Source organism: Marinilactibacillus piezotolerans (genome assembly GCF_900114235.1).
Classification (GTDB): Bacteria; Bacillota; Bacilli; order Lactobacillales; family Carnobacteriaceae_A; genus Marinilactibacillus; species Marinilactibacillus piezotolerans.
The window spans coordinates 1-11558 of sequence record NZ_FOSJ01000061.1 but is presented as its reverse complement, the minus strand read 5'-3'; the positions used below and the strand labels follow the sequence as shown (position 1 = coordinate 11558).

Here is an 11558-nt window from a genome sequence, read left to right as displayed (position 1 = left end):
TATGAATTTGAAGATACTTTTAGCGGTACATTGATCTTCTAACTTAGTATCTATGATTTGTTTGAATGAATCTAATTTACTCTGATATGTCCTCCTTGTTTTAGGTTTATTACCTTGTAACGCTTCTTCATACGCTGCTTTAACCGTACGATAGTCACATCCGTATTGTTCCGCTAACGCAGTATAATTGGGCTTTATGCCATCAATCATATGTTTTTTCACTCCTTCTCTGATATCTCTTCTCATTCCTATTCCACTCCAATTCTATAGGGGATAAGAAGAGTATATAAAAAATGTAGGAAAACCAACAATTTTACATTGTCATTTTCCTACATTTTATAACTGTTCTTTACATATAAAAAAGGTTATACGATTTTTAAGATAGAAAAGTATAACCTTTTTTGCGTCCGTTAAAACATTCCATTTATATCACAAAAAGCCAAGAGTATAGATTGGAAACACGAATAATAGTATGATGGTAACTAGTTTATAATTGTAAGAAAGAGATTACTATAAAATAATAAACTTGAGGGATGCTTAATGAATAAAGTTTATATTATTCATGAAAATATGGAGTGGACAAAACATTTAATTGATAGATTAGAAATATTGGAAGTGCCCTACGAAGAATGGGACTTGTCTGAAGGGCTAATTAACTTATCAGAAACTCCGCCACCTGGAATCTATTATAATCGAATGAGTGCTTCTTCTCATACTAGAGGACATCGATTTGCACCAGAGTTAACAGATCACATTTTAAACTGGTTAGAACTTCATGGACGAATAGTTATAAATGGCCCAGAAGCAATTGAATTAGAAGTCAGTAAATTAAAACAATACTTTGCTTTAAATAAAGTAGGTATTCTAACACCCAAGACCATTGGTGCAGTTGGTATTCAAAATATTATTCAAGCAGCTAAAACACTTAATGAATGGCCGTTTATTATTAAACATAATAGAGCTGGCAAAGGATTGGGGGTTCATCTGATTTACTCATTGGAAGAATTGACAGAATATCTAAACGGAGTAGAATTTGAAGATTCTATAGATGGAATCAGCTTAGTTCAACAATATATCGAATCAGCAAGTGGGAAAATCGTTCGTGCAGAATTTATAGGAGGCGAATTCTTTTATAGTGTAGAAATTGAGTCTAATGACAGTTTTGAATTGTGCCCAGCAGATAATTGTCAAATACCCAATTCATTAGAAACTAATCGGGGGAAACTATCCAACCAGTAAAGTTTAAAATTAAAGAAAATCTTTTGACTCCTCTAGAAATAAAAGCCTATCAGAATTTTTTGACAGAAAATCATATCCAGGTAGCTGCACTAGAGTTTATTAGGGATGCACAAGGGAAAATGTATACCTATGATGTTAATACAAATACGAATTACAATCCAGACGCCGAACAAGAGAGTAATAAATACGCCATGTTGGAGCTTGCATCCTACTTGAAGAAAAAGCTAGCTCAAGAAAATACGAGTAATTAGACTTTAGAGAATTTTTATGGTTATAGAAAATAATAAAATCTGGTAATACTTATTAGTAATAATTATCGATTGGGGTGCCTATATTGAAAAGTGACAGATCATTAAGTATAGCTTCGACAGGAGTAAATGCAAATGTCCTGAAAATCGTAGCTATAATTGCCATGTTTTTTGACCATGCCACATTAGCTTTTATACCGGAAGGAACACCACTGAATTGGAGTGTGCATTTTTTTGGAAGACTTGCTGCACCACTGATTTGTTATCTGATTGCAGAAGGATATCACTACACAAGTAATAAAAAAGCATATACTAAAAGACTATTCTTATTTGCATTAATTTCTCACTTTCCTTATGTATTGTACTATAATTTGAGTATATGGAAGGCGACAAGTGTTATGTGGTCTTTAACTTTGGGACTGATTGCGCTGACAATAGCGAATCATAAAAAATTGAACTTATATGCAAAGTCAGCGCTTATTTTAGCTTGTTGTTTAGCAGCCTATACAGCCAACTGGAATTACATAGCGGTATTATGGATCGTTAGTTTTGGTGTATTTCGAGACCAGTTTGACAAAAAGGTAGTTGCTTATGTGGCGATTGGATTTTTCCTATACGTACTGCCGGGTATACAAGAATACGGTGCTGCCGTTTCGTACCGCTTCGGATTTTTAATGGCAATTGTATTCTTTTATTTATACAACAGACAGCCTGGTAAAAGAAATGCCTTTATAAAATGGTCATTCTATTGGTTTTACCCGGCTCATTTAGTCTTGCTTTTGCTACTAAGTACATTCTTTTTGTGATAAAATCAACTAAATATATTACCTGAAATTTAAACATTAAGATTGAATATATAAAGGAGCTTTGATTTGAGAGATAAAAAACCAGCTATTATCGCTGTGCTTAGTGTGATACTGCTTGTACTGATTGTCTATATTATACAAGATGTGCGTTCTAATCAGAACCAAGCGCTTGATGAAGACTCTGTAGAAGAGGAGCTACCTCCTGTAGACCAATCTGATGAAGAAAATGGAGAGTTGACAGAAAAACCAGAAGTTGAAACTCCAGAGTTTCCCATTTGGTACGAGGAAGGTCCGTTTGAATTACCAATCACAGGAGCTGGTGGTTATACATCAATTGAACTAAATATGTATACAGACCCAAATGTCGAGGCTCCACTAGTTGAAAAGCTAAAAGCAGGTACTCCATTCGAAATACAGGAAGAAAAAGAAGAATGGTGGCTAGTTAAAACATCAGTTTGCTTTAATTAATTTGCCAGATGTGGTTCCATCAATCATTTATGATCATACGAATAGTTACAATGCACAATTCAAATCATCTTATGTGGATATTCCAGAGCTTACGGGGCAGGCATTATATGAGATGATTGACTATAATAATAGATTAGATGAAGAGACATATATAATGCCAATTCTTTACCAAACAGCTAAAAAAGTATATGATGCTCAACAAATTGCACTTCAAAATGGAGAATCTTTAATAGTCTATGAAACATTTAGACCACGAGATGTTCAACTGTTAGTAAATGAAGCGTTAGCTGATTTAGCAGAAAGTAACGATGTAGTTAAAGCGGGTATAACAAAAGAACCGTGGAGCATGACGTGGTTTATAAATACGAATGTTTCAAATCACCAAAGAGGAGTAGCTATTGACCTAAGTCTTGTCCGAGTGGATGAACTATCAGAACGTATCGTCGGAGATTATCATGTTCCTAAAGTTTTGGACTATACACCCTATGAAATGCAAACGCCACTTCATGAACTAAGTATTAATTCAGCCATGTTTACTAAGCCTATTGCATCAAAAGATCAAGAAGGCTGGAAAAAGATGGAAGTAAGTAGTGCCGTGACAGAACCAGCTTTACGATTGCAGGAATATATGACAGAGGCTGGCTTCACACCTTTAGCTTCTGAGTGGTGGCACTTTAACGATGTAGACGCTCTGAATAGTATAGGGGAAAAAGCAGGAACAGGGAAGTTTCGAATTACGCAGAGTCTGAATCGACCCCCTAAATGGGAAGAAGTTAGAACCATTACAACTGAATAGGAAATCAATCAGTATATAAGGTTTAGTTATCTTATATACTGATTTTTCGTATAAAGTAAGTTATTACTAATAAAGCAAAACTTGACTTGATTCGTTTACGGATGTAAACTAATAACAATAGGAGTATTTAACCGAACAGAAGGAGAAAGTAACATGCAGGAAAATCAAATTACTGCTTCAGAATGGGAAGTCATGAGAGTTGTTTGGGCAAATAAACAAACCACTAGTAAATATATCAGCGAAGTTTTAGAAGATAAAATGAATTGGAAACCAGTTACTACAAAAACACTGATTGGCCGATTAGTTAAAAAAAATAAATTAAGTACAATTGAAGAAGGCAGGAAATATTTATACTCACCTCAAGTTACTGAGCAGGAATGTATACAAGAATCCAGTAAAGAAGTATTACAGCAAGTATGTTCGAAAAAAAGAGGATCTGTTCTTTATCAGATGATAGAAGATACTACGGTAAGCATAAAAGATATTGAAAAAATGCAGAAACTTTTGGAAGAGAAAAAAACATCGGCCCCAGAAGTGATTCTGTGTCAGTGTACACCAGGACAATGTAATTGTTCTTTAAGTTAATGTCATTATCATAGTGTATTGAAAAGAGCAGAATCTTAAAGTACTCTTTAAGATTCTGCTCTTTTTTACTAAAAACAAAAAAGCTGGTAACTCTCAAAAGAGAGTTACCAGCTTTTTAAAGTATTATTAAAACCGAATAAAGTTTAGGGGAATTTTATTCTCCTACTCCGTCAGTCCATTCTGCTACTTTATCTTCATTTGCATCAACCCAAGCACGAGCAGCATCTTCAGGGTCAGTACCTTCTTGAATATCTAACATAACAGCTTCCATATCTTCAGTAGACCATTGGAAGTTGTCTAGAATCTGGTATGCTTCTGGCATATCTTCTTCTAATCCTTCACGGGCGAAAGTATCAATTGTTTCAGCATCGCCGAATGAGCCTTCAGGATCTTCTAGATATTTAAGATCATAAGATTGGAACATCCAGTGCGGAGACCATCCAGTAATAACAATATCTTCTTCGTTATCAATTGCTTGTTTTAACTGAGTTGTCATAGCACCGGAAGAAGAAGTTTGCACATTCCAATCTGCAAGATTGTCATAGTCTTCAAGTGATTGCTCTGCGGCAGCAACAACTCCTGCACCAGCTTCAATACCAGTGATAGTTTGGTCAGCTTCATCATTTAAATCAGCAATAGAGTTCGCGTCCATATATTCAGGTACTACTAAACCAATTTTAGCCCCTTCAAGGTTAGTGCCTAAATGATCCATGCTATCGCCATACTCTTCAAATTGTGGGCCGTGTGTTCCAGGTAACCATGCAGCTACCATTGCATCAGCATCTCCATTAGCTACAGCTTCCCACATAATAGCATTGTCTAATTGAGTTGTTTTAGCATCAAAACCATAATCTTCTAGCACAGTAGCAATAACATTGGTAGAGGCAATCTCAGTATCCCAAGCTACATAAGCTAAATTAACTTCTCCAGATACATCATTGCTGTCAGCAGAATCACCTGAGTCTGCGTCATTGCTACAAGCTGCTAAGAATAATGCAGAAGCAGAAGCAACGGTTAGTCCTAATTTTTTCCATGTTAATGTCAAAATAAATCTCTCCTTTAGTTTTTATCATCTTTGAGTACAAAGATGTTTTTTCATAAGTTAAGTGATATAAAAAGAGTTTAACGAGTAAGTTATATTCCTCACTCAATGGTGATCATTATTTTTTGTTAAATCCTTGCATGATTCTATCTAAGATAATTGCTAGGACAACTAAAGCTAGCCCAGCTACAAACCCAGGTCCAACTTGAGCACGTTGTAAGGCGTTGATTACACGTTCACCGAGTCCTGGAGCACCGATCATTGAAGCAATAACGACCATTGATAATGCTAATAAGACAGTTTGGTTAATCCCAGCCATCATAGTTGCTTTTGCTAGAGGCAATTCAACTTTAAATAGACGCTGTGAGCCTGTACTACCGAATGATTCAGCTGCTTCTACCATTTCCTCCGAAACTTGACGAATACCTAAGTTAGTAAATCGTACAGTTGGTGGTAGAGCGAAGATTACCGCTGAGAAAACACCAGGTACCATTCCAATTCCGAAAAATGCTACAGCAGGAATCAGATAAACGAAAGCCGGCATTGTCTGCATAAAGTCTAATACTGGTGTAAGAATAGCATTAGCGATTTGACTTTTCGACATAAGAATACCAGCAGGTACACCAATAATAATTGAAATCAAACTTGCCACTATAACTAACGTAAATGTATACATTAGAGGTTCCCATAACCCTTGGTTTTGAATATAAATCAAACCAATTAATGTGAAAAGAGGTAATCCAATTTTCTTCTTAGTCGCAAAAAAAGCTAGGGCTACCATTATAAGAATAAATACAATAGGTGGGATTAAAAGTAACAAATCCGTTACTGTATCCATAAACCATGTTCCGCCATCTTGGATTGCTCCAAATAGGAACGCTAAATTATCTGTTAACCAGTCAATCATACTCGAGATCCATTCAGAAACGGGTACACGAGGGATAAAGTCTAATATACTATTCTCCATCAATTGTTACCTCCTCTCGTTCTTTTGCAAGAGCACCAATCACTAATCCACGAACAACGATTCCTAAAAGTTTATCGTTGTCATCGACCACAGCTACAGGTGTCTGTGCTTCATGAATGACGTCATATAATTCATGAATTAAAGTTTCTTTTGAAACTTTAGGGATATCTGTACGGATAATGGATTCCAAAGAAGTAATATTTTCTTTAACTAAGCGTGCAGCATCATCAGCTACCACATAGCCCAATAGTTTTTGGTTTTCTCCGACAACTAATAAGCTCGATAAGCTTTCCGTTCTCATACGATTCAATGCAACTCTTGGACCGCTTTGACCTAGTCGTACAGTTTGGGGACGAGCCATAATGTTTTCTGCAGTCAGTACTTTAGAGCGATCAACATCTTCTACAAAACGTTCTACGTAATCATTTGCAGGATTCGTTAATATCTCTTCACCAGTACCAACTTGAACAACTTCTCCATCTTTCATAATGGCAATACGGTCACCGATTCTAAGTGATTCGTTTAGATCATGAGTGATGAATATAATTGTTTTATGCATTTTTTCTTGCATTTCAAGTAATTCATCTTGCATATCTCTACGGATCAAAGGATCCAGTGCTGAGAAGGCTTCATCCATTAATAGGATTTCTGGATCATTAGCAAGGGCACGAGCTAAACCAACTCGTTGTTGCATACCTCCAGATAGCTGATTAGGGTGCTGGTCTTTATATGGAAGAAGTCCAGCATTATCCAGTGCTTGTTCTGCTTTTTTCTGACGTTCTTCTTTATCAATACCTTGAACTTCCAAACCGTATTCAGTATTTTCTAATATAGTACGATGAGGGAAGAGTCCAAAGTTCTGGAAGACCATCGAAACCTTTTCTCGACGAACTTTACGTAGTTCGTTTTTCTCCATCTTGGAAATATCATCACCATCAATTAATATGTTTCCTTCTGTAGGTTCGATCAATCTGTTTAACATACGAACTAAAGTTGATTTACCACTACCAGATAATCCCATGATGACAAAAATTTCGCCTTCTTGGACTTCAAAACTTGCTTGATTAACACCGACAGTTGCTCCAGTTTTTTGTAGAATTTCATCTTTCTGTTTTCCTTGATGAATTAACTCAAGAGCTTGCTGCTCTTTCTTACCGAAAATTTTAACTAAATTTTGTACTTCTACTTTTGTAGTCAAGAAATCATTACCTCCTCAATAATATTGTTCTTACTGTATATAGTGAATTAGACTTTCACTTATTGCTTGTAACAAAAGGCTTTGTTTACATAACATGACTTTTTGCGCCTTTTTTTGCACAATTACAATCGTAACAAACCATAAGGTAACTGTAAAACGATTTGCCCGTATTATAAATAAAAGCTTGAAATGTAATCGTTTCAATATGTTGGTGCGAAGCTTTTCTAAGAATTCGATTAGAAAATGGAAAATAATACTTAGTATGTAATCATATTGTAACGCAAGTAAGTGATAAAATCACGTAATATAGTTTGGATCATATGAGCGGATAAGCTTTAATGGAATAAATTAAATAACGGACGTTCCAAGTTGAAAGAAAAGGGTTTTAAATGATTTTACTGTAAAATCAATTATAAGAGAAACTGAAATTATTTAGTAAAAGAATATTTTCGTTTATCAACAATGTTAAAATTATTACATAAAAAAATAAATATATTACCAAGAATAATGTAATTATTGAAAAACAGAATATAGACATTGCTAACCTGTATAATATTAATAATACAGCAAAGATGGATTAGTTGACTCTAAGAAAAAATCTTTGATAAGGTAAAGGCGCCCATATTGATGTTTAAAATAAATGAATCATAACTCTTTATTTTTCTGCATTAATATATGAAGAAACATCGTTAAGAATGAAAGCATACTGTTTAAATTCTTTATGATTTAAATAAAATAGGAGGAAATATGATGACAAAAGTTAAGAAAAGAAACTTTTGCCTTTTTCTTATGGTTGGATTACTTTTTTTACAAGGTTGCAGTATTTTTGGAAATGATCAAAGTAAGACGACACTAGAAAGGATAAAAGAAGAAGGAGCTGTAACGGTAGGCTTTGCGAATGAGCAACCATATGCTTATCAGAATGCGAGTGGAGAATTAACAGGTTCTTCTGTTGAAATAGCGAAAAGAATATTAGAAAATTTAGGTGTTACTGAAGTTGATGGAGTGTTAACGGAATTTGCGTCTCTTATACCTGGACTGCAAGCGGAAAGATTTGATTTAGTAACAGCAGGAATGTTCATTACACCTGATAGAGCTTCAGCAGATTATGTGGAATTTGCTAATCCAGAGTATACAATTGGAGAAGCTATTGCTGTTGAACAAGGAAATCCCTTGGAACTTTTTTCTTATGAAGATATTGCAGCAAATGAACAAGCGGTTATTGCTGTGCCTTCTGGGACAGTAGAATATGATTATTTATTGGAAGTGGGGGTACCTGAAAATAGAGTTACGACAGTTCCAGATATGCCATCTGCTTTGGCGGCGCTGCAAGCAGGGCGAGTAGATGCTATTACTGCAACAGGTCCTTCCCTGCAATCTATACTTGATACAGCTCAAGATGAAGGCGTTGAACGTGTAGAGGATTTTAAACAGCCAGTAATAGATGGCAAAGAAGCAATCAACTATGGTGCTACAGTGTTTCGTGAAGCTGATCAGGATTTCATTGAGGCTTTTAACAAAGAACTAGAACGGTTGAAAGAGTCTGGTGAATTACTGGAAATTATTCAAGAATTTGGTTTTACAGAAGAAGACTTGCCGGGAGATGCTACAGTAGAAGACGCAATTAAGTGAAAATACTCTCCAATATAAAAATTTATTAAGTAATAAATGAAAGGAAGTGGCATAAAAATGAACTTTTGGGAAGTTATAATTTCTTTACTCGGTCAGGGTCTATGGATTACTTTACTAACGACTATTCTCTCCGCAATTTTAGCATTGGTTCTCGGTTTTGCAGGAGGGTTAATGAGACTTTCGCGGAATAAAATTATTCGGTTTATAGTGGGGATATATGTAGAAGTGTTTCGTGGGACTTCACTATTGGTACAGCTGTTCTGGATATATTACGTATTGCCAATGTTTGGAATTACGCTCTCTGCAGTAACAGCAGCTGTTCTAGCAATTGGTCTCAATTATGGAGCGTATACTTCGGAAGTTGTTCGAAGCGGGATCCAATCAGTGGACGAAGGTCAGATAGAAGCAACGATTGCTTTAAACATGACCAAAGTACAGCGTATGCGCAGAGTCATTATACCGCAAGCCTTCATACTAATGCTGCCTAATCTTGGGAATCAGTTAATTGAATTATTTAAAAGTACATCATTAGTAGCGCTGATTACTCTAACAGATCTAACATATCAAGCTGATGTACTGAATGCAACGACATTACAGACTACACAGATCTATACTGCTTTATTAGTGATTTACTTTGTGATTGCATGGCCGATGACAAAAGGGATGAAAGTATTAGAGCGAAAGCTTACAGAAGGGAGGATGTAAATGAGAATTTGGGATTGGGATTATGCATTCGAAATACTACCAGAAATTATCTCGGCGCTATGGGTAACGATTACGGCAACAATAGTAGGATTTGGATTAGCGCTTGTACTTGGACTAATATGGACTCTTTTAATTCGTTCTGACTCTAAAGGAGTTTCGGCTATTGCAGGAGGAATCGTTACGTTTGTGAGAAATACACCTATACTAGTGCAGCTGTTCTTTATCTTTTACGTCTTTCCAGAGTTTGGAGTTTCGTTAGAACCTTTTGTAGCAGGAGTAATTGGGTTAGGGTTACATTATAGTACCTACCTTTCAGAAGTGTTTCGCAGCGGAATAGAATCTGTTGATCCAGGTCAATGGGAAGTTGCCACAGCTTTGAATTTTACTAAAAGAAAAACGTGGACAAGAATTATTCTTCCCCAAGCTTTTCCGCCGGTTCTTCCAGTAATAGGGAATTACTTTATTACAATGTTTAAAGAAACACCGCTACTTTCTGCTATTACCTTAGTAGAAATACTGCAGACGGCTAAAAATATTGGAGCGGGAACATTCAGATACACGGAACCATTTACCATAGTTGGGATACTGTTCTTAGCATTGAGTTATCCTGCTTCGCTTTTATTAAGAAACCTAGAGAATAGAATCTCTGAGAGATATCAGTAACCGAGTATCATACAAAGAAAGGACGAAACGATGACAGAGCCTATTGTTAAATATAACAAAGTCACCAAATATTTTGATGATTTACAGGTACTAGACAAAATTGATTTTGAAATCCAGCAAGGAGAAAAAGTAGCTTTAATTGGACCAAGCGGATCCGGGAAAACGACATTTGCCAGATTACTAATGACCTTAGAAGAAATTACAGACGGCACCATTGAAGTAGATGGCGATTATTTATGGCATGAAAAAAATGAAAAGGGAGAGTTAAGCCCGGCTAGTACAGAACATTTACGAAAAGTCCGTTCAAATATTGGAATGGTTTTTCAGCATTTTCACCTTTTCCCTCATATGACGGTTTTAGAGAACGTAATCGAAGCGCCTATAACCGTACAAGGAAAAAAGAAAAAAGAAGCAATCAAACAAGGGAAAGAAATATTAGATAAAGTGGGGCTATTGGATAAGGCAGATGCATACCCGGCACAATTATCTGGAGGACAAAAGCAACGAGTGGCTATTGCTCGTGCCTTGGTCATGGAACCTAAAGTACTGATTTTTGATGAACCGACTTCAGCACTTGATCCTGAACTGGTAGGAGAAGTGCTCGAAGTTATTAAAGACATAGCTGATCAAGGCGAAACATCTATGTTGTTAATCACACATGAAATGGATTTTGCAAAAGAAGTGGCCGATCGTATTGCGTTTTTTGATGATGGGAAAATAGTAGAAGACGGCCCGCCCTCTGAAATTTTATATAATCCACAATCGCAGAGATTAAAAGAGTTTTTAGAGCGTTTCATGAATACTCAAAAATCTTAAGAAGTCTTAGCTTTGAGAGGTAGAGAGATAAGGAGTCATAAACCTAAATTGAGGCTGGGACAAAAGTCTTAACAAACAAATAAGATCCGCTGAAAATCTACTTGAGATTTCAGTGGATCTTATTTGTTTATGTAAGCAAAAGGAGCACGGCTTTGATATAATATAATCACCACAAAAACATCATAGAAAGGGTGCTCCTTATGTATACTCAATATACCATGAACCAAACAACCTTGCCATTAGAAATGAACTGTTACTTACCAGAAAATCATATCGTCTACTCTATTCATCAAGTTGTGGAAGATTTAGATGACTCGCAATATCACTTAATTGAAAACGACTTTGGTCGCCCGGCTTATCACCCGAAAGTTTTACTCAAAGCGCTACTATTTG

10 protein-coding genes and 3 pseudogenes are annotated in these 11558 nt (G+C 35.9%); 10 read left to right on the top strand and 3 right to left on the bottom strand.

The features are described 5' to 3' along the window. Positions 1-246: pseudogene (locus BM212_RS10970) on the bottom strand (IS21 family transposase); the annotation flags it as partial. Between the two features lie 294 nt (positions 247-540). Between BM212_RS10970 and BM212_RS10965 the strand changes: the two are divergent. From BM212_RS10965 to BM212_RS10945, 5 genes and pseudogenes are all read left to right on the top strand, one after another. Further along, positions 541-1490: pseudogene (locus BM212_RS10965) on the top strand (ATP-grasp domain-containing protein). A gap of 83 nt (positions 1491-1573) precedes the next feature. Further along, entirely contained in the window at positions 1574-2293 is a 720-nt protein-coding gene (locus tag BM212_RS10960; RefSeq protein ID WP_218149716.1) for a TraX family protein, read from the top strand. A gap of 66 nt (positions 2294-2359) precedes the next feature. Beyond that, positions 2360-2761 (top strand): SH3 domain-containing protein, encoded by a 402-nt coding sequence (locus BM212_RS10955; protein WP_091898536.1) that lies wholly within the window; start codon positions 2360-2362, stop codon positions 2759-2761. Positions 2762-2771: 10 nt separating this feature from the next. Then, positions 2772-3557, top strand: coding sequence for a M15 family metallopeptidase (locus BM212_RS10950; RefSeq protein ID WP_245750969.1), 786 nt, complete (start codon positions 2772-2774; stop codon positions 3555-3557). 153 nt (positions 3558-3710) lie between these two features. Further along, positions 3711-4142, top strand: a complete 432-nt coding sequence (locus tag BM212_RS10945) for a CopY/TcrY family copper transport repressor (protein ID WP_072693529.1) — start codon at positions 3711-3713, stop codon at positions 4140-4142. Positions 4143-4296: 154 nt separating this feature from the next. Here BM212_RS10945 and BM212_RS12880 read toward each other — a convergent pair. Both BM212_RS12880 and BM212_RS10930 read right to left on the bottom strand, forming a co-directional pair. Continuing rightward, a pseudogene (locus BM212_RS12880) lies at positions 4297-6151 on the bottom strand (ABC transporter permease/substrate binding protein). Continuing rightward, positions 6141-7349, bottom strand: a complete 1209-nt coding sequence (locus BM212_RS10930; protein ID WP_091898528.1) for a quaternary amine ABC transporter ATP-binding protein — start codon at positions 7347-7349, stop codon at positions 6141-6143. The pseudogene BM212_RS12880 and the gene BM212_RS10930 overlap by 11 nt, the downstream one beginning before the upstream one ends. A 750-nt stretch (positions 7350-8099) precedes the next feature. Here BM212_RS10930 and ehuB point away from each other — a divergent pair. The 5 genes from ehuB to BM212_RS10905 form a co-directional block, all read left to right on the top strand. Next, positions 8100-8981 carry an ectoine/hydroxyectoine ABC transporter substrate-binding protein EhuB gene (gene ehuB, locus BM212_RS10925; protein WP_072693525.1) on the top strand — a complete coding sequence of 294 codons (882 nt, stop codon included), beginning with the start codon at positions 8100-8102 and terminating at the stop codon, positions 8979-8981. 57 nt (positions 8982-9038) lie between these two features. Further along, positions 9039-9686: an ectoine/hydroxyectoine ABC transporter permease subunit EhuC gene (gene ehuC, locus BM212_RS10920; RefSeq protein WP_072693524.1), complete on the top strand. Its 648-nt coding sequence runs from the start codon at positions 9039-9041 to the stop codon at positions 9684-9686. Continuing rightward, complete coding sequence (gene ehuD, locus BM212_RS10915; RefSeq protein ID WP_218149715.1) at positions 9687-10349, top strand: ectoine/hydroxyectoine ABC transporter permease subunit EhuD; 663 nt, start codon at positions 9687-9689, stop codon at positions 10347-10349. It begins immediately after the preceding gene. Between the two features lie 30 nt (positions 10350-10379). Continuing rightward, positions 10380-11165: an ectoine/hydroxyectoine ABC transporter ATP-binding protein EhuA gene (ehuA, locus tag BM212_RS10910; protein WP_091898526.1), complete on the top strand. Its 786-nt coding sequence runs from the start codon at positions 10380-10382 to the stop codon at positions 11163-11165. 200 nt (positions 11166-11365) lie between these two features. Further along, positions 11366-11558: transposase (locus BM212_RS10905; protein ID WP_483869211.1), on the top strand; the 193-nt coding region annotated here is incomplete at its 3' end.

Excerpts from the sequence above, each read along its gene's own strand:
- ehuD (WP_218149715.1), top strand. The coding sequence starts at position 9,687 with ATGAGAATTTGGGATTGGGATTATGCATTCGAAATACTACCAGAAATT.
- ehuB (WP_072693525.1), top strand. The coding sequence starts at position 8,100 with ATGACAAAAGTTAAGAAAAGAAACTTTTGCCTTTTTCTTATGGTTGGA.
- ehuC (WP_072693524.1), top strand. The coding sequence starts at position 9,039 with ATGAACTTTTGGGAAGTTATAATTTCTTTACTCGGTCAGGGTCTATGG.
- ehuA (WP_091898526.1), top strand. The coding sequence starts at position 10,380 with ATGACAGAGCCTATTGTTAAATATAACAAAGTCACCAAATATTTTGAT.
- BM212_RS10945 (WP_072693529.1), top strand. The coding sequence starts at position 3,711 with ATGCAGGAAAATCAAATTACTGCTTCAGAATGGGAAGTCATGAGAGTT.